The sequence below is a fragment of the Natronolimnohabitans sp. A-GB9 genome (assembly GCF_030848565.1).
Classification (GTDB): Archaea; Halobacteriota; Halobacteria; order Halobacteriales; family Natrialbaceae; genus Natronolimnohabitans.
This window is the reverse complement of the sequence record NZ_JAVDDV010000002.1, coordinates 99927-125635: the sequence shown is the minus strand read 5'-3', so window position 1 is coordinate 125635 and position 25709 is coordinate 99927. Positions and strand designations below refer to the sequence as shown.

Genomic DNA, 25709 nt, shown 5'->3' with positions numbered 1-25709 from the left:
GCGGTGCTCGCTCGAGACGCGGGCTCGAGTCGCCCGGCTCGCTCATCGGTCCACCACCTCGGCGGCTCGCTTCCCGGCGACGTAGCCGGTCGCGATCGAGACGCCGGCGCCGGACTTCTCGGCTGCGTAGTCGTAGCCGCCGAGTACGGCTCCCGCTGCCCGGAGGTTTACGAACTCGGGCTCGTCGGTCGCGTCGACTGGCCGCAACTCGCGGTCGGGCGCGAGACCGAAGCGAGCGTAGGGTTGGTCGCCGAAGACGTCGTCGACGAACCAGTCGTAGCGGTCCGGAGTGTGGGGAACGTGACAGTCGAAGATCGGTTCGAAGACGCGGTCGCGCTCGGAGCGCACGCCCTTGCCGACCAGCCCGCCCGTCGCGAGGACGTACTGGTCGGCCCGGTGGGGGATCTCGGTGCCGTTGCGGTCGACGACGACGTGGTCGATGTGCTCGTCGCTTCCATTAGCGCCGGTCTCGTAGTCGACCACCGGCACCCCCGACGTCACGCGCACCCCGGCGTCCTCGAGTGCTCCATACAGCAGCTCCTCGAGTCGGATCCCCGGCAGGCTCGGCGGTCCCATCGGCACTTCGAAGACGTCGACTTCCAGTGTGTCCGCTAGCTCGGCGCGCACCCCGTCGGCGTCGTCGTCGCCCAAAACTGCAGGGAATCCGACGCGAGACTCGTCCTCGAGGTGGTCGCGGACAGTCGTCGCGAGCGCCTCGCGCGCGCCAGTTTCGCCGGCACCCGTCGTCACCGTCTCGTCGCGATCCAGCAGGTGTGCATAGCGCGTCACCTTCGCGTCGTCGCGAACGATGCCGGGAAACGGGACCGTGACGCCGCGGGCGTCGAACGGGACGCCGGCTGCCTCGAGGTGGGCCGCGGCCAGCGGCGCGTCGAAGTCGGGCAGGGTCTCGAAGCCGACCAGCAACGCGTCGCGGTCGTCGCTGGCCAGCCCGGCGGCCGTCGAGGCGGGATAGCGTGCGGTCGGTTTGACGGTTCCGCCGTGGGTTGGGACGAGCGCGTTCGCGTTCGTGTGCCCGCCGGCGTAGGCGTCGCCCGCGATCTCGTCGAAGAAGGCGAGCGCGTCGCGGACGGCCTCGCTTCCGACGCGCTCGTAGGGATGTCCCGTGGGGAGGGACTCGAGGGCGTCGAAGGGATCGACGAGTGGCCCCTCGCCTGCGGGCGTGTACCCGAGGATATCGATCAGGCCGCTGGCCTGGCGCAGCGTGCTCTGTTTGTAGGTTACCAGTCGCACTCGAGCGTCGTCGTTTGCGTCCGCGGCCGAAAGCGCCGCCATCGCGCCGGCGAGACCACCACCGACGACGAGAACGTCGTCCTCGATCGCCATCTCAGTGGTCACCCCGATCTCGACTCGCATTTCGACCGTGTTTCCCGCCGTCGGTGCGTGGCTCGGCCGCCGGTCGACCGCCGTCGAAGGCGTCGTACTCGAGTGACGCGTCTTCCTCGCCGGCCGGATCCCGGTCCCGGTTCATCGTGGTCGCGTGCAACGCGTAGTTGAGCATCGCTTGCGAGAGCTGTTCGCCCCAGAGGGCGTGGCGCTGGCCCTTCCAGCGCTCCTGAACGAGTTCGTCCAGTGCGGAGCGAACCGTCGCCTCGTCGTACTCGGGGTGAAGTTCGGAGGCCATAGTTCCACAGCAGAAGCCGCCCTGACAGTTGCCCATCGAGGCACGGGTCCGGATCCGGACCGCGTTCAGGTCCGAGCCGGAGTCGGCGATCGCGTCCCGGATCTCTGCCCGGGTGACACCCTCACATTGGCAGACGACGGGATTCGGCGCGTCGGTCTCGAGCACCTCGCGCGCCCGACTTCCCAGCCGTTGCTTGCTCCGGCGGGCGACCGGCGAGCGCAGGCCGAAGTCGTCCATGCCGGCCTCGAGGGCCTCGATGTTTTCACTGCCCGGCAACGGCTCGTCGGCTGTGGCACACGAGGCGGTCACGCCTAACTTCTCACAGACGTGGTCCGAGATTTCCTCGGCCATCGCCCGGTAGGTCGTGAGCTTCCCGCCGACGATGCTCGACAGCCCCGAGACGCCGTCGCGCTCGGCGTGATCGAGCAGGAAGAAGTCCCGGGTGATGTCCGTCGGGTCCTGTGTCCCGGTCCCCGGCGGTTCGTACAGCGGGCGGACACCCCAGAACGAGCGGATCGTCCGGGCTTCCTCGAGGATCGGGACCAGTTCCGAGAGCGTGTCGATCATCTCGTCGACCTCCCACTCCTCCTCGGGGTAGTCGTCGGGATCGGAGACCTCCTCGTCGGTCGTGCCGAGGATGGCCGTCGTCTCGTGGGGAACGACGATGTCGGCGTCGCCTTTCGGCCGGCAGCGGTTGATCACGGTATCGACCTGCCGGACGTTCATGATCGTCATAACGCCTTTCGAGGGGCGGACTGCGATCTCGAGGTCGGCCAACGCTGCGATCTGTCCGGCCCACGCGCCGGTCGCGTTGACGACGTAGTCGGCCGTAATCTCCTCGGTGGTCCCTGCCACCCCGTGTGCTCGCTTTCCGGGCCCGGAATCGTGGCGTACCTCGACGCCGTAGATGTCGTCGCCGTCGCGCAGGAGGTCGATCACCTCGGCGTGGGTCTCGATGCGTGTGCCGTGGTTCTCGGCGTCGACGGCGTTGGCGACACAGAGGCGGAACGGATCGACCGCGGCGTCGGGAACCTCGATCGCCCGTTTGACGTCGTCCGCGAGGTAGGGTTCGACCTCGCGGGCTTCCCGCCCCGAGAGGACTCGAGCCGGAATCCCACAATCGCGACAGCCCTCGAGTTTCTCCCGGAAGTAGTCGTCCGCGTCCTCAGGTCGCTGGACGAACAGACCACCGGTCTCCTCGACGCAGTGGCCCGCGATCTCCCGGAGGATCTCGTTTTCTTCGATACACTCGGTCGCACTGGCCTGGTCCGAGACGGCGTAGCGGCCGCCGCTGTGTAACAGGCCGTGCATGCGCCCGGTCGTCCCATCGGTCAGGTTGCCTCGCTCGACGAGGGTTACCTCGAGGCCGCGCATCGCCAGATCACGTGCGATGCCACAGCCCGTCGATCCACCCCCGAGTACGAGGACCTCGGTGTCGGTTGCCATCCCTTCGTTCGTCTCTTGGCGTCCGCCCCCATTATTTTATCGGCGCTGGTCGACCGCCCATAACAGAACCTCCCGGAGTGTCTGGAGCACCGGTACGCTGCTCCACGACGAGCCGTGGCGTCGAAACAGTCACGAATCCCGACTGGATCCCGCCGTACGCGGTCGATGTTCTCGATCAGACCCCTTACGGGACGAACAGTTTCGGCAACATTTATACTGACCGTGAATGTTGTTTATCGACATCACGCGACCGCTGATAAAGACGTCGCGTAGCCACACGGGTGACCACCAGTGACAGAGTCAACGTACGTCGGTGCGGTAGACCAGGGGACGACCGGGACGCGATTTATCGTCTTCGACCACGGCGGCCAGGTCGTCGCAAACGCTTACGAGAAACACGAACAGATCTATCCCGAACCCGGCTGGGTCGAACACGACCCGATGGAGATCTGGGCGAACACCAGACGCGTCATTACGCAGGCGCTCGGACAGGCCGGTATCGGTCCCGACCAGCTCGAGGCCATCGGTGTCACCAACCAGCGCGAGACGACACTTTTGTGGGACGCCGACTCCGGCAAACCGGTCCACAACGCCATCGTCTGGCAGGACCGGCGGACGACCGACCGCATCGAACGGCTCGAGGACGACGGGACGGTCGAGACGATTCGCGAGAAGACCGGCCTCGAGGCCGACGCCTACTTCTCGGCGACGAAAGCGGAGTGGTTGCTGAACGAGGCCGACCCGATCAAGATGGAGCGGTCCCGACCCGACGATATCCGCGATCGGGCCGAACAGGGCGACGTGTTGTTCGGGACGATCGATTCGTGGCTGATCTACAACCTCACGGGTGAACACGTCACCGAAGTCACGAACGCCTCGCGGACGATGTTGTACAACATCCACGACCTCGAGTGGGACGACGACCTGCTCGCGGAGTTTTCGATCCCCCGCGAGATGCTACCCGAGGTGCGCCCCTCGAGCGACGACGCGACCTACGGGACGACCGACCCTGAGGGGTTCCTCGAGGCCGAGGTCCCCGTCGCGGGGGCACTCGGCGACCAACAGGCCGCGCTGTTCGGCCAGACCTGTTTCGACGCCGGCGACGCGAAGAACACCTACGGCACCGGCTCCTTTTTCCTGATGAACACCGGCAACGAGGCCGTCGAGAGCGATCACGGCCTGCTGACGACGATCGGGTTCCAGCGGTCGGGTGAACCGGTCCAGTACGCCCTGGAGGGGTCGATCTTCATCACCGGCGCGGCGATCGAGTGGCTCGAGGACGTCTCGCTGATCGACAACCCGGCCCAGACGGCCGAACTCGCCCGCAGCGTCGACTCGACCGACGGCGTCTACGTCGTCCCCGCCTTTACGGGCCTGGGTGCCCCGCACTGGGACCAGCGTGCCCGCGGGACCATCGTCGGGATGACCCGCGGCACGAAGCGAGAACACATCGTTCGAGCGACACTCGAGTCGATCGCCTACCAGACCCGCGACGTCGCAGAAGCGATGGAAGCCGACTCGGGGATCGAGATGACCTCGCTGAAAGTCGACGGCGGCGCGGTCAAGAACAACTATCTCTGTCAGCTCCAGTCGGATATCATCGGCTCGAAGATCGTCCGTCCGGTCGTCGACGAGACGACGGCGCTGGGATCGGCGTACGCGGCCGGGCTGGCAGTCGGCTACTGGGACGATATCGATAGCCTGCGCGACAACTGGCAGATCGACCGCGAGTTCGAGCCGACGATGGACCCCGAGCGAGCCGATCGGCGGTACGGCCGCTGGCAGGACGCCGTCGACCGCGCCCGTGGCTGGGCGGACGACGGCGAAGCCGAATGATCGAGGAGCTGTTCGATCTCGCCGCCATCATCGCTGCGCTCGGCGGCGGCGCCTTCGGCGCTGCGATCGGTCCGCTTCCCGCGTTCGTCTTCACCGGGTTCATGGTGATCGCCGGCGAGGCGGCCGTACTCGCCGGCGGTGACGGCGCGATCACCGACCAGGTTGCCTTCGGCCCCGTATTCTCGCCGGCGGTTAGCTTCGGCGGTGGCGTCGCGGCGACGGCGTACGCCGCGCGTATGGGGTACATGGACGGGTTCCAGACCGATTATCATCAGGCGAAGAACATCGTGCAGGCGCTTGGTACCAGACCCGACGTGCTCGCGGTCGGCGCCGCGTTCGGCCTGCTCGGCTGGTGGCTCCAGATCGTCTCCGAGACGCTCGCACTGCCCTACGACCCCATCGCGATGGGTGTCGTGCTCTCGGCGATCTTCCACCGGCTCGTACTGGGATACAGCGTTATCGGTACGATACGCGGGCGCAACGTCCTCGACATGAGCCCGTTCGAGCGCGGGGAGCGTCGCTCCGCTACCGACGGCGGGGATATCGTTCGACCCGATACCGACGCTGGCGGTTCGGCCGCACAGCCGGGCCGGTTCGCCGTCGAACCCTGGCTCCCCCACCAGTACCGGTGGGGCCACGTCGCGACGATCGGCGCGTTCGCGGGTATCCTCGGCGGCTGGATCGCCATCGCGACGGGGAGTCCGTTCCTCGCGTTCGGAATCAGCGCGGCCTCGCTGCTGTTTCTCAACCTCGGCATCGAGAAGGTCCCCGTGACACATCACATCACGCTCCCGGCCGGGACTGCCGCGCTGGCCGTGATGGCAAGCGGGGACGCCGTCGTCGCCGGACTCGGCGAATCGGGCGCGTTGCTCGTCGCGATCGTCTTCGGTGTCGTCTGTGCGCTGTTCGGCGAACTGTTCCAGCGCGTCTTCTACGCCCACGGCGACACACACGTCGACCCGCCCGCGGCGGCGATCGTCTTCGGAACGTTGCTCGTCGCACTCCTGTACTTCGCGGGGATCTTCCCCGACGCCGCCTGGGTCCCGACGCTTTAGCACTAGGGCCGTCCCCTATTTTCGCGCTCGAGCGTGAGAAACGACGCTATCGCCGGGAACCGTCCGCTTTAGGCGACGGCCGGCCCACGTGCAGATATGACAGCCGATCCGCCGCTGGTGCTCGACATCGACGGCACGCTCACCCGTCCGGAGGGATGGGGACTCGACCCGCGCGTCTTCGATCCTGTTCGCAACTGGGAGGCACCCGTCGTAATCGCGACGGGGAAGGCCTTCCCCTATCCCGTCGCTCTCTGTCACTTCGTCGGGATTCCGGAGCTCGTCGTCGCCGAGAACGGCGGCGTCGTCTACACCGGCGACGACGTCTACTTCACCGCCGACCGTGAGGCCGCACGGGCCGTCACCGAGGAGTACCGGGCCGCCGGCTACGCGCTCGGCTGGGGCGAGGAAGACACCGTCAACCGCTGGCGCGAGACCGAAATCGCGGTCAACGTAGACCAGCCCGTCGGACCGCTGAAGGAAATCGCCGCGAGACACGGTCTCGAGGTGATCGATACCGGCTACGCCTACCACGTCAAAGACGTCGACCCGAACAAAGGCGACGGCGTCGAGACGATCGCCGACCACGTCGACATCGACCTCGAGGCGGCCGTCGCCGTCGGTGACTCGATCAACGACGTCTCGACGTTCGAGATCGTCGGCCGGAGTTTCGCCGTCGCGAACGCCGACGAGGCGGCGAAATCGGCGGCCGACGACGTCCTCGAGGGAATCCACGCCGACGGCACGCTGTCCGTCCTCGAGCGCGTTCGCGGCTCGTCGGTGCCGTAGACCAGAACGAGTTCGTCCTCGGCCTCGTCGGCCATCTCTCGGCAATAGTCGGAGACGTTCTCCCATCCCTCGAGGACCCCGACGGCGCTTTCGCCGATCCCGTTTCACGCTCGAAACCGCTCGAGGAGTTCGTCGACGGCCGTAATCGCCGTCCGCTCGGCATCGACCGTCGAGTGAGTACCACGCGTGACGAGGTTCTCGTCGCGATCGTACTCGAGCAGCCCCGCTTCCTCGGAAGCCGACGCTCGAGGGCCGGTCCCATCCTCCGAAACGACCCGTTCGGCGAGTTCGTCGACGGTGAGTTTCCGAGCACTGTCGTCGAGAGCAGCGACGATCGCTCGGTTTGTCGCGTCCGTAAGCAATCGAACGAGTTCTTCTTCCTGCGAATCAATTACTCACAAATACCACTCGAGAATAATAAGAGTGCGGTCGTGACGGAGGACCGGATCAGTGGCTGTGCTACGCAGAACGTTTTTCTTTCGGCCGACGAACCACAACGTATGGTCCTGGATCTCCTCGTCGCCGTTCTCGGTCCCGTCGTGACGGGCACCCTCTTCGGCGCGACCTACTGGGACGCGACACGTGTCGACATCTCGAGGCCGCTTCTGTGGGCTGCGATCGTCGCGATCCCCTTCGCGATCGGAGTGGGGCTCTACCTGTTCGTAGCGGCGGCTCCGATGACCGGCGTCATCATGACCGCCAACACCGGGCTGGTCCTCTATGGCTTCGAACGCGAAGTGGTCTCCGAGGACGACGAGCCGGCCGAGCCGGGCGAACTGCCCGAATAGCGCGACTCGAGTCCGTTCCAAAGCGGGTCCACTAGTTACCATACGTCTTTTGTCCGCCCCCGACCAAGCGGGGCTACCATGAGCGATTCCGCCGAAACGGGCGTCGGGGCGGGGACCGACGCCGAACGAACTGATGATGGAGACGACGGCGGTGCGATGCAGGTCTCGAGTCCGGACTACCACAGCCAAAACCACACGGCTGCCCAGACCTGTGGTTGGACGGCAAACGCCATCCGCGGCGAGGGGAAGTGTTACAAGTACATCTTCTACGGGATCGAGTCCCATCGCTGTATCCAGATGACGCCGGTCGTCCGGTGTAACGAGCGCTGTGTCTTCTGCTGGCGCGACCACCAGGGCCACACCTACGAGATGGACGACGTCGAGTGGGACGATCCCGAGGCGGTCGTCGACGCCTCGATCGAACTCCAAAAGAAGCTCCTGTCGGGGTTCGGTGGCAACGACGAGGTTCCCCGCGAGGTCTTCGACCAGGCGATGGAACCCCGCCACGTTGCCATCTCGCTGGACGGCGAACCCACGCTCTACCCGTACCTTCCGGAACTCATCGAGGCTTTCCACGACCGGGACATCACGACGTTTCTCGTCTCCAACGGTACCAGACCCGAGGTGCTCCGGGAGTGTGATCCCACGCAACTGTACGTCAGCGTCGACGCACCCGAACGCCACACCTTCGACGAGGTCGTCGGCGCGACGGAAGACGACGCCTGGGAGAACCTCCTCGAGACGATGGACGTCCTCGCTGCGAAAGACGAGACGCGGACGGTCCTCCGGACGACCCTCGTCAAAGGCGAGAACATGCACCACCCCGACTGGTACGCCGGCTTCTACCAGCAGGCCGACCCCGATTTCGTCGAGTTGAAGGCGTACATGCACGTCGGCCACTCCCAGGGCCGACTGGATCGCTCGGCGATGCCCGACCACGAGGAGGTCCTCGAGTTCGCCGAGGACGTCAAATCGTACATGCCCGAGTTCACGGAGTGTCGGGGCGTCCCCGAGTCCCGCGTCGCCTTGCTCGCGAAAGAGGCGGACACCTGGGTCCCCAAACTCAAGAAAGGCAGCGAGTTCTGGGAACACGATCCGCTCGTCGACTACTGATCGGACGATCAGTCGCCACTGACCGGTGTCGCTTCCCGCAGATCCCGTCGGAGGCGTTCGGCGTACTCGAGTCGCAGCCGTCGCGCCGCCTCGGTGCCGATTTCTCCGCGATCGTCGAATTCGTGGGACAGCGGCTCGTAGGCGTCGACGTCGAACCCCATCCGATCGAGATACGATTGGACCTCGGGGGACTCGAGCCCGTCTCGAACCGCGGCGTTGACGTATTCGAGGACGGCCCCGAACTCGGGGAGGACGAGCGTGTCCTCGCGGAGGTCGCCGGTTTCCCCTTCGATACGGACGTCGATCTCGTCGAGTCGACCGACGAGTTCGGCCATTCGGTTGGCCAGTCGAACGATCTGACTCGGGAGCGCGTTGTCGGGGGAGCGCCACTCGACCGTCGAAAACTGCTCGCGGAACTGCACGGGCGTCCAGACCGCGCTCTCGGGATCGAAGTTCGCTTCGACGGCCTGTCTGGCGATGCCCGCGTCGGTAGCTGCCGTCACGAACTCCTCGTACCGTCGCTCGAGTCGCCGGTCCCACTGGTCGGCGTCGTCGACGTACGACCACAGCCATCCCTGATGTGGGACGTCGTCGTAGGCCATCCAGCGGTACAGCTTCGAGCGTGCGCCGGCCGCAAGCGGGAGGCCGCGAAAGTACGACGAGGAGTTGAGCAGCGCCAGTGCGGGGTCGAGCGCGATGAGGGCGTTCAACTGGTCGATCTCGAGTCCCGGTTGCTGTTCGACGTGGACGTGGGTCCCCGCACAGTGTCGGACGTACTCGAAGTCCTCGCCGACGACGCGGTTCTGGATCCGCGTCCTGTCGCTGGGGCGTTCTCGGATCTCGTCGTGGGACAGCGGTGTCGCGAGCGGGACGAGCCCTAGTCCGAGGTCGTCGGCCCTGTCGAGGACGGCACCGAGCCGGTCGAACAGTTCGGTGCGAAGCGCCGCCGCTGATTCACAGGGTGTCGTCTTGACCTCGAGGAGCGGTTCGACGAACTCCCGTTCGGCTCCCGGTGACGCCTCGACGAGCGGCCCTGGTTCGACCAGCCGCCCCTCGCCATCGACGACCCAGTACTCGACCTCGACGCTCCGCCGTATCCCCTCAGGATCGGATGATAACACGGTGGTCCCGGTCTGGTGCCAGCGTGTGTCCGCTGTCGGTCGGCTCGATTCTCCGTTCCATGCGGATTTGGATATATGACGTGTTCACATGCGTCATATTTTCGTGCAATATAAGAGTCTTCCGAGCCTGGAAATACTCACCGTAACCCGTCGGTCACGACGTCGCGGCCGTCCCCGCGGGTGACGGCTGCAGTCGTGAGATCGATCGGTGAGTCAGTTCTGCCCCAACCACGGGAGGGTCACAGCCCTGTTGGGAACTCGGTACAGGGACCGTATCACGCCCGTCATCCCACGTTTTCGAGACGCGCCCGACACTCGAGGTGGAGTCTCGTAACCGCGGGACCCACCGATGGTTTTTTCACCAGACCCACTAACCGACTGGTACCGGCGGTATCCGCCCGACGGTTCGTCACAGTTCTGGTATGCATGCCACATTCGGTATGCTTTTAGGGAGTGTTCCCATACCCACTGGTATGTCAGCGTCAACGGAGTCGGCCGTCGGACACGACGAACTCGCCGTGCTCAAACTGCTCGCACTCGAGGGTGGACTCGAGGGCGACGTCAAAATCTCCTGTTCTCATCTCGCGGATCGACTCGACGCCTCGAATCAGACCGCCTCGCGACGTCTCCAGCGACTCGAGAGCGCCGGACTGCTCGAGCGCGATACCGTAAGCGACGGGCAGTGGGTAGCGATCACCGACGATGGCGAACACACGCTCCACGCCGAGTACGAGGACTACCGTCGCATCTTCGAGGCCGACTCGGAGATCGAACTTGACGGCACCGTCACCAGCGGCATGGGCGAGGGACGCCACTACATCTCCCTGCCGGGGTACAAACGCCAGTTCGAGGAGCGTCTCGGCTACGAGCCGTTCCCCGGGACGCTGAACGTCGAACTGCGCGACGACAGCGTCCGCCGGCGCGGCGCCGTCGCCTCCCTCGAGCCCGTTCCCATCGACGGCTGGGAGGACGACGATCGAACGTACGGTCCCGCGGTCTGTTATGCCGCGACGATCGAGACGGTCGACGGCGACCGCTACGAGCAGGCCCACACCATCGCGCCGGAGCGGACCCACCACGACGAGGACCAACTCGAGGTCATCGCCCCGGACAAGCTCCGCGACGAACTCGGGCTTGAGGACGACGATCACGTCACCGTCTACGTGGGTGATCGCCGATGACGGGCCATCACGCCGGGCCGCGATCGAACGCGAACGCCGACGGCGGAACGGGTGCGACGACGAGCGATACCGTCGAGACGGCCCTCGAATCGCTGCGAGCCGGTGAGCCGGTGCTCGTCCACGATGCGGCCGACCGCGAGGGCGAAACGGATCTGATCTACCACGCCGACGCCGTGACGCCGGATGCCGTCGCTCGACTGCGCAACGACGCCGGTGGGCTCGTCTGTACCGCACTCGGCCACGAGGTCGCCGAGGCGTTCGACCTGCCCTTCTACACCGAGGAGATCGACCACCCCGCGGCGGGCGACCACGAACTGGGCTACGACGAACGCTCGTCGTTCTCGCTGACGGTCAACCACCGCGACACCTACACCGGGATCACCGACAAGGATCGCTCGCGGACGATCCGGGCGCTTGCCGACGCCGCAGCCACTCCCGAGGAGGTCGCCTTTGCCGAGGAGTTTCGCGTCCCCGGCCACGTTCACCTGTTGAAGGCTGCCCCGGATCTCCTCGAGCAACGCGAGGGCCACACCGAACTCGGTGTCGCGCTCGCCGACGCCGCCGACCTCCCGCCTGCGGTCGTCGTCTGTGAGATGTTAGACGACGAGACCGGCGAGGCTATGACGCCCGCCGATGCGCGTGCCTACGCCGACCGCTACGGCTTTACGTATCTCGAGGGACGGGACGTTCTCGAGCGACTCCGATAAGTCGCGGTCCGGCCCATACGGTCTGCTGTCCCGACCTTCAGCCGATCGCCAGCACGGAGTCGGTGATCGGCGGGCCGTGACGGCAGGAGATCGGTCAGTCGCCGTCGGATTCGGGCGGCGTTCGCGTCGTTCCGGCGTCGGACCCGGTTGTGACGCTGTTTCCGGAGCCGCTTCGGTAGACCGCATACAGGATGAGTACGGCGATCCCGAAGTCGAGGCTGTGCTCGACGAGGTGGTGGATGGTCATCGGCACGAGCCCGAAGACGGTACCGAGCCCGACGAACGACCGAACCACGAGCAGTCCGAGGACGACCGTTATCAGGAGATACCGGAGCGTGCGCCGCCGTGAGTACGCGACGAGTCCACAACAGAAGAGGATCGTCGTTCCGAGGGCGGCCAGGGCGATTACGGTGAGCAACACTGGCGCCAGCTGTGGGTCCAGCCACTGTATCTCGAAGGGGCTCGTGTGCTCCATCTACTCGACTCTAGGTGGGAGCGTGGGTTACCTATGCGCTTCGGTAGGATTGTCGAAAGCGACGAACGGCGGGTCATATGAACCGTTCTCATCTCCCGGGAACGATCGGAAGCCGTTATCAGGCTAAGGGCACTACACTGGGATAGTAACGGACTCTCGACCTCGGGAGTCCTCGAATCAAATCGATTGCCATGAGCAATACTCGAGACCAGATCAGGGCACACGTCCAGTCCAACGCGGGGATCCACTTCAACGAACTCGTCAGGGAATCCGAGTTCGCGCCGGGTCAGATTCAGTATCACATTCGACGGCTGATCGACGCCGGCGACCTCGTTCGCGAGGAGTGTTACGGCCAGACCCACTACTACCCGCCGCAGTACGACGAGTGGGAGCGGGCCGCCTTGGCGCTGTTCCGTCGCGAGACGGTCCGTGAGATCGTCGTCCATCTGATCGAACACGAGCCGTGTCGGCCAGGGACGGTCGCCGACGACCTCGGAATCGCCCGCAGCACGCTCGAGTACCACCTCGACCACCTGGTCGAACACGATATCGTTACCAAGGAGTACGACAGGCGCAACCGCGTTACGCTCTCGCTTTCGGATCCCGACCGAACTGCACCCCTGCTCTCGGAGGTCACCCCGACCGTCCCGGATCGACTGGTCGATCGCTTCACCCGGCTGGTCGACGGCCTCCTCGAGGGCACACAGGACACCCGTTAGGACCGACCTGAACACCTGTTTCGTGGTCCCTCGAGAGTCGGGACGAAACCATCTTCCCGCAACGTTTTCTGCTACATTCCCGCTTGTTCGAGAACTGAACCAGAACCAGGATACTGTAGACACGAATGTTTCCGGTATATGGACAACCCCGTCAAACGACGGCGTTTCGTACAGGCGGTAACTGGCGGCCTCGCGGTCGGCATCGCGGGCTGTCTGGGCGAGGACGACGAGAACGGCGACGACGAGAACGGTTCGGAAGCCGACGGCGGGAGTGAGGGACTCGCGTACGCGTTCGCGCCAAACACGATCTCGATCATCGATCCAGCCGACGGCGAGGTCGTCGACGAGATCACTGACGGGATCGACGACAACGGCTGGGGCGATCCGAAGATCACCACCGATCTCGACGAGATCTACGTCATCGAGGAGTCGCTCGATCAGGTGCTGGTCATCGACACCGACTCCCGGGAAATCGTCTCGGAGGTCGACATCGGTCCCGACGCAACCCACATGTACCACCCAAACGACGGGGAGATGTGGGCCCACTCCGACGAGGAAGGGGCGTTTTACGTCATCGATACGGACACCCACGACGTCACCGAGATCGTCGACTCGGGTCTCGAGAATGAAGGACACGGCAAACTCCTCTATCACGAAGACTTCGGCGAAACTGGATACGCGACCAACGTCAACGATCCCGGTGTGCCGGTTATCGATCTCGAAGCCTACGAGCGGTCGGATTTCATCGACTTCGAGGACGTGGCCGAAGACGAAGGCACTCACTACAAGGCCTATGCGCCCCAGACCGGGCTCGCGTACTTCGAGTACGGCGACACGACCGTCGTCGTCGACACCGACACACACGATATCGTCGACGAACTCGACTTCGCGGGCGGGATGTACCTCACGCCCGACGAGGAACTGCTCGGCGTCCTCGACGGTGACGAGATCCGCTTCCTAGACGCCACAAGCGAGGACAGCGAGGAGGTCGCCTCCGTGACGGTCGAGGGTGGCCCCGACGCGTTGCGCTACGACGACGACGACGGAACGATCTACGGCTACACCGCCAACACGATGAACGACGAAGCGGCCGTCGTCGACTGTGCGGCGTTCGAGGTCGTCGAGACGCTCGAGGTCGGTGACATCGAACGACCCGAGGACGCACACCACCTCCACCGGACCGGCGTCGCCGGCGACGAGTACTTCCTCACGCCCGCGGACGACGACGGCTTCGTGGCGGTCGTCGATATGGCAGCCCAGGACGTCGTCGACCACGTCGACGTCGAGGACGGCGTCGACACGATCCAGTACGTCGGCGACTCCGGCGTCGGCTACACCGGCCGGATCCGATAACCGATGGCGAGACCCGAATCGACCGACCGTCGCCGTCTCTCCACCCATCGCGCTGGCGCCGTCAGGGCGGTTGCCGTGCTCGTTGCGGTTTCGCTTCTGATCGGGACGTTCGCGACACCGGTCGCGGCCCACGCCTACCTGAGCGAGTCCGATCCGGCCAACGGCGAACAGGTCGAAACGCTTCCCGACGACGTGACGCTCTCGTTCTCCGGCGACGGCGTCCAGAACGCAGAGATCGCCGTCGTCGGACCCGACGGCGAGGACGTAAGCGGTGACGCCGAGATCGATCCCGACGATACGCAGATCGTCCGGGTTCCGCTCGAGGACGCGGCCGGCGACACGGAGGGAATGTATACCGTCGAGTGGGAGGTGCTTGCCGACGACGGCCACACCACGTCGGGAACGTTCTTCTTCAGCGTCGGCGACGAGCCACTCGACAGGGACGCCGTCCTCGAGGCCTACGAGGACGACGAGGCCGACGAGTCGGTGCCACCGATCGAGACCGCCGCGAAGGGGCTGGTACTGGTCGCGCTCGTCGGTCTCGTTGGCGGGCCGGTGACGGCAGCGATCGCGGTCTATCCGGCCGCCAAGCGAGTCGGTTCTGCGCCCGGGCCGGTCGACCGGCGGCTCACTCGACTGCTCGTCGGTGCGAGCGTCCTGCTGCTCGGATCGGTGGTCGCACTCGGGCTCGTACAGGCACGATCGGTCGGCCCCCTCTCGCCTACGACGCTCTCCGAGTTCGTCGGCATGCCACTCGGGCAGGCCTGGCTGGTCCAACTCGTCTTCACCGGCGCGATCGTGGCCCTCCTCGCGGCTGCGGTCGCCGGCGTGGTCTCCCATCGGCTCTGGCTCGGTGGAACGCTCGTCGGCGCGATCGGCGTCGGCGGCGCCGTCAGCTGGACGAGCCACTCTGCGACCGCGATCGACCGTCTCCAGGGGATGGCCGTCGACTTCGGTCACATCGCCGGTGCGGGGCTGTGGGTCGGCGGACTGCTCGTCCTCGCCCTCGTCGTACCGCCGCTGTTGCGCGAGACCCGATCGGAAGACCGCGCGGCCCTCGCCGCGGCGACGATCCGTCGCTACTCCCTGCTCGCACTCGGCGGCGTCACGCTCGCCGCTGCAACCGGGCTCGCCCTCTCGGCCTGGCACGTCCCGGACCTCGAGTCCCTCGGTGCGACCATCTACGGCACTGCCCTCTCGGCCAAGACGTTGCTGGTCCTGCTGGCGCTCGGACTGGGTGGACTCACCCGGTTCGTCCTCCTTCGACGACTCGAGCGATCCGACGGCTCGATCGTCGCGTTCACCCGCGCCGTTCGACTCGAGGTCGGCGTGCTCGTCGTCGTACTCCTCCTCTCGGGACTGCTCACGTCGGTGCCGACGGCGGCCGTCGTCGACGACGGCGTCGAGACGACGACGATCGAGCGCGAGAGTGACGTCGACCTCGAACTGACGGTGACGCCTGCCGAACGCGACGACGGCGAGGAGGATCGACTCCTCGTCCAGGAGGGCGAGCCGATCGTCTTCGAGGTCGCGTTCGTCGACGACGGCGGGCCGATCGAGTCCGACCGAACCGTCAGGCTGTCGGCGGACGGCCCGGACGACACGTTCGACGTCGAACTCGAGGCCGCCGAGAACGGGACCTATACGACCGTCCAGCCGCTGCCCGCCGACGGCGACTGGGAGCTACGGATCACCGGCGAGCCGGACGGACAGTATCTCAGCGAGTGGGTCGATATCCACGCGGTCGCGGACGGCGACGCCCACGACCACGACGAACACGATGGCCACGACCACGATCACGAGGAACACGGCCACGGCGATGCCGAGGCGTCCGCGTTCGCGACGCTTGTACAGTTCGGTGCCGTCGTGATCGGCGTCGTCGGAACCGTCGCCGTCGCACTCGAGGCAGTTCGACTCCGCGATCACCGGGAGTAGCAGTCCGTCACCGGTAGACGGCTCCCTGTACTGACCTCTGGGCGAACTCGGAGGGCGGATCGAAACCCGAAATCGCGAACACTTAGTACGGTGGCTTGTAACACTCTCGATCATGGGATTCGACGAGATGGACGTCGACACGATCTGGATGGACGGCGAGTTCGTCGACTGGGACGACGCGCAGGTCCACGTTCTCACGCACGGTCTCCACTACGGCAGCGGCGTCTTCGAGGGCGCGCGCTGTTACGACACCGAAGACGGCCCCGCGATCTTCCGCTGGGAGGAACACCTAGAGCGGCTCTTCCAGTCGGCAAAGCCCTACGAGATGGACATCGACTACACGAAAGAAGAGCTCACCGAGGCGACGAAGGAACTCATCCGTCGCCAGGACCTCGAGTCCTGTTATATCCGACCGGTCGCCTTCTACGGCTACAACTCGCTTGGCGTCAGTCCAAAGGACTGCCCGACCCGGACCGCCATCGCCGTCTGGCCCTGGGGTGCCTACCTCGGCGAGGAGGCCCTAGAGGAGGGTATCGAGGTGATGATCTCCTCGTGGCGCAAACACGCCTCGAGTCAGATTCCGACGAACGCGAAGACGACGGGCCTGTACGTCAACAGTATGCTCGCCGGCGAAGAGGCCCGCCGTAACGGCTACGCCGAGGCGATCGTCCTCAACAAGGAGGGCAACGTCGCCGAAGGTCCCGGCGAGAACGTCTTCCTCGTTCGGGACGAGGAGATCTACACGCCCGGGCTCTCGGAGTCGATCCTCGACGGGATTACCCGCGACACCGTGATCGAGATCGCCGAGGATCTCGGCTACACGGTCCACGACAACGTCTCGATCTCGCGGGGCGAACTCAACACGGCCGACGAACTGTTCTTTACCGGTTCGGCCGCGGAGGTTACGCCCATCCGGAAGGTCGACAACGTCGTCATCGGCGACGGCTCCCGCGGTCCGGTCACCGAAGATATCCAACAGGAGTTCTTCGACGTGGTCGAGCGCAGGACCGACGCCTACGACGAGTGGTTCGAGTACGTCTGAGACGAGCGGCCTGATACGGGCTGCTGTCCCGATCTCTCGCCGATCGCCGACCCCGTGTGGCGATCGGCGGGGCGTGACGACAGGAGACCGTAGGTACTACCAGACAACAGTCTATATACTCCCGATCGCGTTTCGACGCCTGTCGGCTCGAGCGCGATCGGTGCGTGCAGTGTGTTGTCCGACAGTAGTACTCGAGTCTGATTTCGACAACAGTCGTTTCGTAGCGTTTTTGCTGGCTCTCGGGAAACGACGCGGTATGACTACCTGTCCTTGGGACGACTGGAACCATATTCTCAAGATCGATCCGGACAAGGAACTTCCCGAAGGCGTCACGTACGGCGACCTCTGTGCTACCGGCACCGACGCAATCGAGGTCGGCGGCACCATGGGGATCACAGAGGAGAACATGAAGGCCGTCGTCGACGCCTGTGCCGAACACGACGTGCCTCTCTACCAGGAGCCCTCGAGTCCTGACGTCGTCATCGACAACCGGGCACTCGAGGGGTATCTCATCCCGACCGTCTTCAACGCCGGCTCGCCGTTCTGGATTACGGGTGCACACAAGGAGTGGGCGCGTCTCGACGGCGATCTCGACTGGGATCGGACCTGGACCGAGGCCTACATCGTCATGAACCCCGAGGCCGACGTCGCGACGTACACCGAAGCCGACTGCGACCTCGACGTCGACGACGTCGCAGCCTACGCCGAGATCGCCGAGCGGATGTTCGGCCAGGAGATCGTCTACCTCGAGTACTCCGGCACCCTCGGCGACGAAGGAATCGTCAAGGCAGCCGCCGAGGCGACCGACGAGTCGACGCTGTTCTACGGCGGCGGCATTCACGACTACGACTCGGCGGCGTCGATGGCTCAGTACGCCGACGTCATCGTCGTCGGCGACCTCGCACACGAGGAGGGCATCGACGCCGTCCGAGAGACGGTCGAAGCGGCCCGCGACGCCTGATACGGTCTCCTGTAGTCAGTGTTTATCCTCGAGTTTCAGTTTCCGTGACGAGCGTCTGCAATCGGGGAAGAGCGTCCGTCACATCCTCGCGGACGAGGGCGTCGGCCGTGTCGTCGGCGGGCGTCGTCTCGAGGTTGATGATTCCGACGGTCGCGCCGGCGGACGCGGCCAGCCGTGGCAGCGACGCCGCGGGCTGGACGACCAGCGACGAGCCGATCGCGAGGAAGACGTCGCTCTCGCGGGCCAACGACCGCGCGCGCTGGATGACCGCACCGGGGAGCTGCTCGCCGAAGAGGACGACGTCGGGCTTGTAGACCCCGCCACAGTCACACGTCGGCGGGAGGTCGCCGTCGGCGGCGCGCTCGAAGATCGGATCCCCCGCCGCCCGTTTCCCACAGTCCGCACAGCGAACTCGCCTGGCGTTGCCGTGGAGTTCGAGGACTGTCGGATCGTCTCCCTCACGGCTCACTTCGTCGGTTTCGGAGCCGGCGGTCGACTCGAGGGCGTCGCCGTGGAGTCCGTCCGTGTTCTGGGTGAGAATCGCCTCGAGAGAGTCGTCGCGACCCATCGCGGCCAGCGCCTCGTGGGCCGCGTTAGGCTCGAACTCTCCGCCGAACAGCTCCTGCTGGAGGTCGACACGATCGTCCCAGAACCCCTCCGGGTCACGTTGGAAGCGACCGTAGGCGAACTGGCCCTCGTCGAACCGCTCCCAGACACCGTCGTCGCCGCGAAACGTCGGGACACCGGAGGGCGCAGAGATCCCCGCCCCGGTGAGGGCGACGACCGTTCCCGCGTTCCGGATCTCGTCGGCGAGTGACTCGAGGTCGTCCATAGGCGGGGATTGTGGCTGCTCGGTAAAAACGACCCGGACAACCACACTCGAGTCTCGGCAGCCGATCCGTCTCGGAACGTACAGCGCTCGTTACGACTCGAGTGGCGTCGCGTACGCGCCAGCCAGTTTCGACTCGATCCGCCGGAGGTGTTCGCCGACGGTGCCCGTCGCGAGACCGAGCGCCGCGGCGAGTTCGCGCTGGGTCGTCTCCCGTGGCACCTCGTAGTAGCCCTCGCGGACGGCTACCTCGAAGAGCTCCCGTTGCCGGGCGGTCAGGTCGGCAGCGCTCCAGTCGGCGTCCGGATCGTAGGGACCCAGCCGCTGGAGATCGATATCGACTCCCTCGGGAAGATCCGCGGCCGCCCGTTGGATCGCCCGGTCCGTTCCGATAACCGTGATCTCGAGTCCGCGACCGCCGGCGGCGTCGACGGCAGATAGTGGCCAGTCGACGACGATCTCGCGCCGCCAGAGGATCGCGAGGAGGTCGCCGACGAGCCCGACGGTACGACACTGGACGTAGGCGACGCCCCGGTCACCGTGGCCCGCGACGTCGTGTTCGACGGCCGTCTCTGACGCCTCGAGTAGCGTTCGCGCACGCTCGAGGTCGCCACGGAGCTCGAGCAACTCGACGTACCGATCCCCGTGGACGGGATTGATATACCGGATCGCGTCGACCGACACTGCGTCGCTTTCACCGAAGATTTCGCCGATCGGGTTCCCGTCGCCGTCCCAGGATAGCGTAACCGTCGCGGCCCTCATCGTTGCCCTCCGGACGTCGAACGATCGACCGCAACGGTCGTACTCGCGTTTGATCGCCGTCGTGTCGTGTTCGGCTCCCTCGAGTCCGAAAACCGGAGCGTCGGTGCCGGTTCCAGGATCGGCGTGATAGCGGTCTCCATCGGAGGTCCTTGTCGGGCTGCAAGTAAGTATCCCGAGCATGCTCGGGTTCAGACATAGGTGGTTCGCGTCCCTCGAGACGAGTACGAATGGGAAGCGACACCCCCGCTATCGCAGACGACCGACCGCCGGGCCCGGACGGACTTCCGGTCCTCGGCAACCAACTTGCCTTCCTCCGTGATCCGTACGGGTTCATGACGCGGATCGCCCGGGAGTACGGCGACATCGCTTACTGGGAGGATCCCGGTGGGCCGGTCTTTCAGCTCAACCACCCCGACTACATCGAACAGGTGCTCGTCCAGAACAACCAAAACTACGTCAAGGGTGAACGGTTCCAGAACGTCCTCAGTCCCATCACCGGCAACGGCATTCTGAACAGCGAGGGCGCGGTGTGGCGGCGCAACCGTCACCTCATCCAGCCCGCGTTCGCGCCCGACCGCATCGAGGAGTACGCCTCGATGATGACCGCCTTCACCGAGGACGCCCTCGAGGAGTGGGCCGACGGCCAGACCCGGCTGTTCCACGAGGACATGATGGAACTCACCCTGAAGATCGTCGCCCGGGCGTTGTTCGGCGTCGACATCGACGACGACGTCGATACCGTCGGCTCGGCCTTAGAGGAGTTCATGCTGGCCACCGAGAGCCTCCCGCATCTGGTCCTCCCGCCACAAATTCCGACGCCCTCCCGACGGCGCATCCAGCGTGCCCGAGCGGACCTCGACGCCGTTGTCTACCGACTGATCGACGAACGGAAGGCGAACCCGACAGATCGAGACGTCATCTCGAAGCTCCTCGAGGTGACCGACGAGGAGGGGAATCGGCTCTCGGACGAGGAGATCCGCGACGAGGTCGTGACACTGTTGCTCGCCGGCCACGAGACGACGGCGCTTTCGTTGACGTTTACGGCGTATCTTCTCGCGACGAACCCCGCCGCCGAACGGCGACTCGTCGACGAACTCGAGGACGTTCTCGGTGGAGACACGCCAACGATGGACGACCTCTCGGAGCTCACCTACACCGAGCAGGTAGTCAAGGAGTCGATGCGGCTCTATCCGCCGGTCCCCGGAATCGTCCGCGAGCCGGTCAAGCCAGACATCATCGGCGGTTACGAGATCCCTGCGGGCGCGACGGTCCGGATGCACCAGTGGGTGGTCCACCGTGACCCCCGCTGGTACGACGACCCGCTTGCCTTCCGTCCGGAACGCTGGACCGACGAGATGGAGTCCGAACTCCCGAAGCTGGCGTACTTCCCGTTCGCGGCGGGTCCACGCCGGTGTATCGGCGACCGATTCGCGATGCTCGAGGCCCGGCTCATCCTCGCGACGATCTACCAGTCGTCCCACCTCGAGGTCGTTCCCGGAACCGAGCTCGATCTGTTGGCGACGATCACCGCCCGACCGAAAGACGAGATTCCGATGACGGTCCACCGGCGCTGATACGGACTCCCCGTATCGAGCACGCGGACCGGCGCAGAACGATTGGGCTTAAGTTCCGGCGACGGGAATCGGGTGGTATGCAGGACAGAACTTACACTGAAAACGCCGAGCCGGGCGACGACGTCACCGTCGCCGGCTGGGTCCACGAGATCCGTGACCTCGGTGGGATCGCCTTCCTGATTCTGCGAGACACCACCGGCAAGATCCAGATCAAGTTCGAGAAAGACGAGATGGACGAGGATCTCGTCGAAACCGGACTGGGCGTCTCCCGTGAGAGCGTCGTCAGCGTCTCGGGGAGCGTCGAAGAGGAACCGCGCGCACCGACCGGCGTCGAGATCACGCCCGACGAACTCGAGGTCATCTCGGAGGCCGACCCCGAACTGCCGCTTGACCCCTCGGGGAAGGTCGATGCCGACCTCTCGACGCGTCTCGACAACCGCACGCTCGATCTCCGGAAAGAGGAGGTCCAGGCGATCTTCGAGATCCGCGCCGAGATTCTGCGTGCGGCCCGCGAACAGTTCCGGGAGTTCCACTGCACCGAGATCAACACGCCAAAGATCGTCGCGACCGGTACCGAGGGCGGCACCGAGCTGTTCCCGATCACCTACTTCGGCGAGGAAGCCTTCATGAACCAGTCGCCCCAGCTGTTCAAGCAGCTGATCGCCGGCTCGAACGTCGAGCGCGTCTTCGAGATTGGCCCGATCTTCCGCGCCGAAGAGCACAACACGCCGCGACACCTAAACGAGGCGACCTCGATCGACTTCGAGGGCGCGTTCTGTGATGCCGACGACGCGATGGACGTCGCCGAAGGCGTCGTCACGGCCGCTTACGAAGCCGTCGCCGAGAACTGCAGCGACGAACTCGAGGCGCTCGGCCTCGCAGAGGAGTTCGAAGCTCCCGACGGCGACTTCCCGCGTCTTAGCTACGAGGAGGCCATCGAGCGCATCAACGCGACGGGCGAACTCGACGAACAGCTCGTCTGGGGCGACGACCTCCCGACGGAGGCCGAGAAAGCCCTCGGCGACGACGTCGGCGGCCACTACTTCATCACCGACTGGCCCAGCGAGATCAAGCCGTTCTACATCAAGGACCACGACGACGACGAGCAGCTCTCGACGGGCTTCGACCTGATGCACCCGCGGATGGAACTGGTCTCTGGCGGCCAGCGTGAACACCGCCACGAGGCCCTCATCGAGGGCTTCAAACAGCAGGGGCTCGATCCCGACCAGTTCGAGTACTACACGAAGATGTTCAAGTACGGCATGCCGCCCCACGCCGGCTTCGGCCTCGGTGGCGAGCGCCTGATCATGACGATTCTCGGACTCGACAACATCCGAGAAGCGGTGTTGTTCCCGAGAGATCGCCAGCGACTCAGTCCATAGGACTGATCGCTGGCCGTCGAACAGCCAACGCCTGTCGCCGTAAGGCGACGGCGTAACTGCCGAGCGAGAGCCAGCGAGACTTGCTCTCTCGGAAGACGGCAGCGTCGCCGTCTCCCGGCTCGGCGTTTCTCCGCTTTTTCGTGACGATCTCGAGTCCGACCGACTTCACTCGAGTCGTCTCTCCCCCGTCGTTTGGCAGTGTCTCCCACTGGTTCGCTCGAGTCGTTGATTAGCATTCGACGTCGGTGGGACACGTCCACAAATCTTCACTGTTATATCGCCCGAGTCGCAACCACCCCTAATGCGTGAGGAGGCGACGGCGTTCGTACCCGGGCACATCACGGGCTTTTTCAGCTCACACCAAGCCGACGATCCGACGAAAGCGGGCTCTCGCGGTGCGGGACTGACGCTTACCGACGGTGTCGAGGTAACGGTCGAGCCGGCGAGCGAGGACTCGACGGTCGTCCTCGACGGGGAACAGCTCCAGATCGATCCCGTCGAGACCGTCCTCGAGACCCTCGAGGTCACTGCCCGCGTCGAGGCCGAGTCGGACGTCCCGCTTGGCTCCGGGTTCGGCGTTTCGGGTGCAATGGCGCTTGGAACCGCGCTCGCGGCCAATCAGGTGTTCGAGCGGAAACTCTCGAGAAACGAACTCGTCACGATCGCCCACGGTGCGGAGGTCCAGGCCGGAACCGGTCTCGGCGACGTGGTCGCACAGGCCCACGGCGGCGTGCCGATCCGACTCGAGCCGGGCGGTCCACAGGTCAACAAACTCGATGCCGTCCCCGCTCGAGCGCGGGTCGAGTACGTCTCGTTCGGCGAACTGTCGACGGCCGAGGTGCTCTCGGGCGATACGGACCAGTTGACGGCCGCGGGGAAACAGGCGCTGTCCCGCGTCGTCGAGGAACCGACGCTGCTGTCCTTTCTGTACGCTTCGCGGCTGTTCGCCCGCGAGGCCGACCTCCTGACCGAACAGGTCGCCCGGACGATCGACGACGTCACCGAGGCCGGCGGACAGGCGTCGATGGCGATGCTCGGCGAGACGGTGTTCGCGCTCGGAACCGGCCTCTCCGATGCGGGGTACGAGCCGTCGGTCTGTGCGACACATCCGGCGGGTGCGATGCTGAAGTAACCCGGGTACGACATCACGGAATCTGACGACTCGATCTCGAGTCCGAATCGCTCACCGTTTTCCCGCCTGGCTTTCGGTCTCGGGACAGTCCGCGATTCGTCGGGGACTCCGGGTCGGCTGCATGGACGAGCAACTCGACGTTCGTTTCGGGTGGGTACTCGAGGATACACTCCGGATTCTCGAGCTGTCGGCCCAGCAGGCACTCGGAAGCCCGAGCGACCGGATTCCGGGTATCGTAGTAGGCGTCGTACACCTGTTGTATCTCGTCGGCTTCCATATTCAGAATTGTATCGGGTCCACCGTCGGAGTACTCCCGATAGCTATCGGGGGTTTAACTCTTCGCCGCCGGACTCTCGAGCCATGAAATCGATGCGGGTCGAACTCCGATACACGACCGCTGCAATCCCCCCGCTCCACGAGGGGATCTGTGAGTCACCAGCCCTCGAGCGGGAGGTCATCCTCGGTGGACAGACCGTCGATGGCACCGAAACGATCACCGCTTTCGTCTACGGAGATCCGGACGTCTACGAGTCGCTGTTGTGCGATCTCGAGACAGTTCTCGAGTACGACATAACGCCATCGGACGACGGCTTCTTTCTCTATCTCCGTCGGGATCTCGGGCCGGATGGACTGTCGCTGTTGGGCGCGCTCGCACAGGACACTGTCGTGATCGTGCCGCCGATCGAGATCCGATCCGACCGAACGATTCGAATGACCGTCGTCGGACACCCATCGTCGCTCACCGCCGTCATGGCGGAAATCCCCGACGGAATGCAAGTCGATGTCCGCTGGGTCAGCCAGGAGATTACGACCACCGGCACGGTCGTTTCCGATCGACAGCTGGCCGCACTACAGGCTGCCTGGGACGTCGGCTTCTACGAGGTTCCGCGCGAGGGTGGCATCGAGGCCGTCGCCGACGAACTCGAGTGTGCCGTCTCGACGGCGTCGGAGCTCGTCCGTCGCGGCGAAGCGAACGCGGTCGAGCGTGTGCTCGAGCGTGGCCCGTAAGGCAGTTCGTCAGCCGGTCTCCTGTCGTCACAGACTGCCGACCGCAGACCCAGTGTGGCGATCGGCGGGAGATCGGGACAGCAGACCGTATCAGTCGCCCTTCTCGCAGACGACGGTGTAGAGGGTCCCGGCTAGGGAGGTGTCGACGATCTCGTGGGTGTCGAAAACGGTTGCGAGCGCATCCACGACGTCGTCGTCGGGGTTCCAGTTCGCATACCAGCGAAGGAACCGCCACAGTAGCGGGTTCAGCACACGACCGGGGCCGTCAGGAATCGGTCGAATATCGACGACCACGAACGTCGCGTCGGCGACCAGCGACCGGTGGACAGTCGTAGCTGTACGGTGGATGTTGGGCATGACGGACAGGGAAAGCGTCGCGATCGCTGCATCGAACGGCTCGTCGAATTCGACCGTCGTCGCGTCGGCGCGGCGAACGTCGACGTTCTCCCAGCCGTGGTGTTCGATTCGCTCTCGTGCCTTTGCAACCATATCCGGACTGTAGTCGACGGCGATGAGTTCGCCATGCTCGCCGATCTCGCTTCGAACGCGATCGAAGTTGACACCCGGCCCACAGCCGATCTCCAGGACGCGATCCCCAGGTTCGAGGTCGAGTCGATCGATAGCCGCCTCGCGCATCGGCTCGAGATCGTTCTCGCTCATCGTGTAGTAGTCGCTCCAGCGATCCCAGACGATCCGACTGCGCTCGAGATGTGCGTCGTATCGGTCGCCGTCCGGATCGCGTGTCCCGTTTGCTGGCCCGTGTGCTCGGTCGCGATTATCGGTCGCCATACGTGTCGTTGCGGCGAGACAAACGAGTAACTCCTCACGAAACATATCGTGGGTTTATCAGAGCGCTCGGGCC

The 25709-nt window shown here is 65.2% G+C and carries 26 protein-coding genes; 16 read left to right on the top strand and 10 right to left on the bottom strand.

Translation table 11 applies throughout. The features are described 5' to 3' along the window. Nucleotides 1–42: 42 nt before the first annotated feature. Both glpB and glpA read right to left on the bottom strand, forming a co-directional pair. Nucleotides 43–1344, bottom strand: coding sequence for a glycerol-3-phosphate dehydrogenase subunit GlpB (glpB, locus tag RBH26_RS03045; protein WP_306756468.1), 1302 nt, complete (start codon nt 1342–1344; stop codon nt 43–45). 1 nt (nt 1345) lies between these two features. Next, on the bottom strand, nt 1346–3088 hold the full coding sequence (glpA, locus tag RBH26_RS03040) for an anaerobic glycerol-3-phosphate dehydrogenase subunit GlpA (RefSeq protein WP_306756466.1): 1743 nt from the start codon (nt 3086–3088) through the stop codon (nt 1346–1348). Between the two features lie 291 nt (nt 3089–3379). Between glpA and glpK the strand changes: the two genes are divergently transcribed. The 3 genes from glpK to RBH26_RS03025 all read left to right on the top strand — a co-directional run bounded on the left by glpK (nt 3380) and on the right by RBH26_RS03025 (nt 6765). Continuing rightward, nucleotides 3380–4924 (top strand): glycerol kinase GlpK, encoded by a 1545-nt coding sequence (glpK, locus tag RBH26_RS03035; protein ID WP_306756465.1) that lies wholly within the window; start codon nt 3380–3382, stop codon nt 4922–4924. Next, nucleotides 4921–5979 carry a hypothetical protein gene (locus tag RBH26_RS03030; protein ID WP_306756464.1) on the top strand — a complete coding sequence of 353 codons (1059 nt, stop codon included), beginning with the start codon at nt 4921–4923 and terminating at the stop codon, nt 5977–5979. The genes glpK and RBH26_RS03030 overlap by 4 nt, the downstream gene beginning before the upstream one ends. Nucleotides 5980–6075: 96 nt before the next feature. Beyond that, nucleotides 6076–6765, top strand: a complete 690-nt coding sequence (locus RBH26_RS03025; RefSeq protein ID WP_306756463.1) for an HAD-IIB family hydrolase — start codon at nt 6076–6078, stop codon at nt 6763–6765. A 104-nt stretch (nt 6766–6869) separates the two neighbouring features. On the opposite strand, the gene RBH26_RS03020 is transcribed toward RBH26_RS03025, so the two are convergent. Next, on the bottom strand, nt 6870–7127 hold the full coding sequence (locus RBH26_RS03020; protein WP_306756462.1) for a hypothetical protein: 258 nt from the start codon (nt 7125–7127) through the stop codon (nt 6870–6872). 138 nt (nt 7128–7265) lie between these two features. Between RBH26_RS03020 and RBH26_RS03015 the strand changes: the two genes are divergently transcribed. Then, nucleotides 7266–7553: a hypothetical protein gene (locus RBH26_RS03015; protein ID WP_306756460.1), complete on the top strand. Its 288-nt coding sequence runs from the start codon at nt 7266–7268 to the stop codon at nt 7551–7553. A 78-nt stretch (nt 7554–7631) separates the two neighbouring features. After that, nucleotides 7632–8666, top strand: coding sequence for a 4-demethylwyosine synthase TYW1 (gene twy1, locus RBH26_RS03010; protein WP_306756458.1), 1035 nt, complete (start codon nt 7632–7634; stop codon nt 8664–8666). An 8-nt stretch (nt 8667–8674) separates the two neighbouring features. On the opposite strand, the gene RBH26_RS03005 is transcribed toward twy1, so the two are convergent. Beyond that, entirely contained in the window at nt 8675–9787 is a 1113-nt protein-coding gene (locus RBH26_RS03005; protein WP_306756455.1) for a glutamate-cysteine ligase family protein, read from the bottom strand. Nucleotides 9788–10260: 473 nt separating this feature from the next. On the opposite strand from RBH26_RS03005, the gene RBH26_RS03000 reads away from it, so the two are divergent. Together RBH26_RS03000 and ribB are read left to right on the top strand one after the other, a co-directional pair. Then, nucleotides 10261–10968 carry a DUF120 domain-containing protein gene (locus RBH26_RS03000; RefSeq protein WP_306756454.1) on the top strand — a complete coding sequence of 236 codons (708 nt, stop codon included), beginning with the start codon at nt 10261–10263 and terminating at the stop codon, nt 10966–10968. Further along, complete coding sequence (ribB, locus tag RBH26_RS02995) at nt 10965–11675, top strand: 3,4-dihydroxy-2-butanone-4-phosphate synthase (RefSeq protein WP_306756453.1); 711 nt, start codon at nt 10965–10967, stop codon at nt 11673–11675. The genes RBH26_RS03000 and ribB overlap by 4 nt, the downstream gene beginning before the upstream one ends. Nucleotides 11676–11769: 94 nt before the next feature. On the opposite strand, the gene RBH26_RS02990 is transcribed toward ribB, so the two are convergent. Beyond that, nucleotides 11770–12150, bottom strand: a complete 381-nt coding sequence (locus RBH26_RS02990) for a hypothetical protein (protein ID WP_306756452.1) — start codon at nt 12148–12150, stop codon at nt 11770–11772. 191 nt (nt 12151–12341) lie between these two features. On the opposite strand from RBH26_RS02990, the gene RBH26_RS02985 reads away from it, so the two are divergent. From RBH26_RS02985 to RBH26_RS02965, 5 genes are all read left to right on the top strand, one after another. Further along, nucleotides 12342–12869, top strand: a complete 528-nt coding sequence (locus tag RBH26_RS02985; protein WP_306756451.1) for a helix-turn-helix domain-containing protein — start codon at nt 12342–12344, stop codon at nt 12867–12869. 138 nt (nt 12870–13007) lie between these two features. Then, the gene (locus tag RBH26_RS02980; protein ID WP_306756450.1) at nt 13008–14222 is read left to right on the top strand and encodes a hypothetical protein; all 1215 of its coding nucleotides are present in this window, start codon (nt 13008–13010) and stop codon (nt 14220–14222) included. 3 nt (nt 14223–14225) lie between these two features. Then, nucleotides 14226–16157, top strand: coding sequence for a FixH family protein (locus tag RBH26_RS02975; RefSeq protein ID WP_306756449.1), 1932 nt, complete (start codon nt 14226–14228; stop codon nt 16155–16157). A 112-nt stretch (nt 16158–16269) separates the two neighbouring features. Beyond that, nucleotides 16270–17199, top strand: coding sequence for a branched-chain amino acid transaminase (locus RBH26_RS02970; protein WP_306756448.1), 930 nt, complete (start codon nt 16270–16272; stop codon nt 17197–17199). Between the two features lie 256 nt (nt 17200–17455). After that, nucleotides 17456–18160: a phosphoglycerol geranylgeranyltransferase gene (locus RBH26_RS02965; RefSeq protein WP_306756446.1), complete on the top strand. Its 705-nt coding sequence runs from the start codon at nt 17456–17458 to the stop codon at nt 18158–18160. 22 nt (nt 18161–18182) lie between these two features. Here RBH26_RS02965 and RBH26_RS02960 read toward each other — a convergent pair whose 3' ends face one another. Together RBH26_RS02960 and RBH26_RS02955 are read right to left on the bottom strand one after the other, a co-directional pair. After that, entirely contained in the window at nt 18183–18992 is an 810-nt protein-coding gene (locus RBH26_RS02960) for a Sir2 family NAD-dependent protein deacetylase (protein ID WP_306756445.1), read from the bottom strand. Between the two features lie 90 nt (nt 18993–19082). Continuing rightward, nucleotides 19083–19751 (bottom strand): helix-turn-helix domain-containing protein, encoded by a 669-nt coding sequence (locus RBH26_RS02955; protein ID WP_345784075.1) that lies wholly within the window; start codon nt 19749–19751, stop codon nt 19083–19085. Between the two features lie 227 nt (nt 19752–19978). On the opposite strand from RBH26_RS02955, the gene RBH26_RS02950 reads away from it, so the two are divergent. Continuing rightward, nucleotides 19979–21325, top strand: coding sequence for a cytochrome P450 (locus RBH26_RS02950; RefSeq protein ID WP_306756440.1), 1347 nt, complete (start codon nt 19979–19981; stop codon nt 21323–21325). A 77-nt stretch (nt 21326–21402) separates the two neighbouring features. After that, the gene (aspS, locus tag RBH26_RS02945; protein WP_306756438.1) at nt 21403–22707 is read left to right on the top strand and encodes an aspartate--tRNA(Asn) ligase; all 1305 of its coding nucleotides are present in this window, start codon (nt 21403–21405) and stop codon (nt 22705–22707) included. Here aspS and RBH26_RS02940 read toward each other — a convergent pair. Then, complete coding sequence (locus tag RBH26_RS02940) at nt 22697–22876, bottom strand: hypothetical protein (RefSeq protein WP_306756435.1); 180 nt, start codon at nt 22874–22876, stop codon at nt 22697–22699. The genes aspS and RBH26_RS02940 overlap by 11 nt on opposite strands. Before the next feature lie 132 nt (nt 22877–23008). Here RBH26_RS02940 and RBH26_RS02935 point away from each other — a divergent pair, with 132 nt between their 5' ends. Further along, nucleotides 23009–23839 (top strand): pantoate kinase, encoded by an 831-nt coding sequence (locus RBH26_RS02935; protein WP_306756433.1) that lies wholly within the window; start codon nt 23009–23011, stop codon nt 23837–23839. A gap of 13 nt (nt 23840–23852) precedes the next feature. Here the strand turns inward: RBH26_RS02935 and RBH26_RS02930 are convergent, their stop codons facing one another. Continuing rightward, entirely contained in the window at nt 23853–24116 is a 264-nt protein-coding gene (locus tag RBH26_RS02930; protein ID WP_306756432.1) for a hypothetical protein, read from the bottom strand. An 83-nt stretch (nt 24117–24199) separates the two neighbouring features. Between RBH26_RS02930 and RBH26_RS02925 the strand changes: the two genes are divergently transcribed. Then, nucleotides 24200–24847 (top strand): helix-turn-helix domain-containing protein, encoded by a 648-nt coding sequence (locus tag RBH26_RS02925; protein WP_306756431.1) that lies wholly within the window; start codon nt 24200–24202, stop codon nt 24845–24847. A 90-nt stretch (nt 24848–24937) separates the two neighbouring features. On the opposite strand, the gene RBH26_RS02920 is transcribed toward RBH26_RS02925, so the two are convergent. Next, complete coding sequence (locus RBH26_RS02920) at nt 24938–25636, bottom strand: methyltransferase domain-containing protein (protein ID WP_306756430.1); 699 nt, start codon at nt 25634–25636, stop codon at nt 24938–24940. Nucleotides 25637–25709: the final 73 nt, after the last annotated feature.

Coding starts and splice junctions, on each gene's coding strand:
- glpB (WP_306756468.1), bottom strand. CDS start 1,344: ATGGCGATCGAGGACGACGTTCTCGTCGTCGGTGGTGGTCTCGCCGGC.
- glpA (WP_306756466.1), bottom strand. CDS start 3,088: ATGGCAACCGACACCGAGGTCCTCGTACTCGGGGGTGGATCGACGGGC.
- RBH26_RS03030 (WP_306756464.1), top strand. CDS start 4,921: ATGATCGAGGAGCTGTTCGATCTCGCCGCCATCATCGCTGCGCTCGGC.
- RBH26_RS03025 (WP_306756463.1), top strand. CDS start 6,076: ATGACAGCCGATCCGCCGCTGGTGCTCGACATCGACGGCACGCTCACC.
- RBH26_RS03015 (WP_306756460.1), top strand. CDS start 7,266: ATGGTCCTGGATCTCCTCGTCGCCGTTCTCGGTCCCGTCGTGACGGGC.
- twy1 (WP_306756458.1), top strand. CDS start 7,632: ATGAGCGATTCCGCCGAAACGGGCGTCGGGGCGGGGACCGACGCCGAA.
- RBH26_RS03000 (WP_306756454.1), top strand. CDS start 10,261: ATGTCAGCGTCAACGGAGTCGGCCGTCGGACACGACGAACTCGCCGTG.
- ribB (WP_306756453.1), top strand. CDS start 10,965: ATGACGGGCCATCACGCCGGGCCGCGATCGAACGCGAACGCCGACGGC.
- RBH26_RS02990 (WP_306756452.1), bottom strand. CDS start 12,150: ATGGAGCACACGAGCCCCTTCGAGATACAGTGGCTGGACCCACAGCTG.
- RBH26_RS02985 (WP_306756451.1), top strand. CDS start 12,342: ATGAGCAATACTCGAGACCAGATCAGGGCACACGTCCAGTCCAACGCG.
- RBH26_RS02980 (WP_306756450.1), top strand. CDS start 13,008: ATGGACAACCCCGTCAAACGACGGCGTTTCGTACAGGCGGTAACTGGC.
- RBH26_RS02975 (WP_306756449.1), top strand. CDS start 14,226: ATGGCGAGACCCGAATCGACCGACCGTCGCCGTCTCTCCACCCATCGC.
- RBH26_RS02970 (WP_306756448.1), top strand. CDS start 16,270: ATGGGATTCGACGAGATGGACGTCGACACGATCTGGATGGACGGCGAG.
- RBH26_RS02965 (WP_306756446.1), top strand. CDS start 17,456: ATGACTACCTGTCCTTGGGACGACTGGAACCATATTCTCAAGATCGAT.
- RBH26_RS02960 (WP_306756445.1), bottom strand. CDS start 18,992: ATGGACGACCTCGAGTCACTCGCCGACGAGATCCGGAACGCGGGAACG.
- RBH26_RS02955 (WP_345784075.1), bottom strand. CDS start 19,751: ATGAGGGCCGCGACGGTTACGCTATCCTGGGACGGCGACGGGAACCCG.
- RBH26_RS02950 (WP_306756440.1), top strand. CDS start 19,979: ATGGGAAGCGACACCCCCGCTATCGCAGACGACCGACCGCCGGGCCCG.
- aspS (WP_306756438.1), top strand. CDS start 21,403: ATGCAGGACAGAACTTACACTGAAAACGCCGAGCCGGGCGACGACGTC.
- RBH26_RS02935 (WP_306756433.1), top strand. CDS start 23,009: ATGCGTGAGGAGGCGACGGCGTTCGTACCCGGGCACATCACGGGCTTT.
- RBH26_RS02930 (WP_306756432.1), bottom strand. CDS start 24,116: ATGGAAGCCGACGAGATACAACAGGTGTACGACGCCTACTACGATACC.
- RBH26_RS02925 (WP_306756431.1), top strand. CDS start 24,200: ATGAAATCGATGCGGGTCGAACTCCGATACACGACCGCTGCAATCCCC.
- RBH26_RS02920 (WP_306756430.1), bottom strand. CDS start 25,636: ATGGCGACCGATAATCGCGACCGAGCACACGGGCCAGCAAACGGGACA.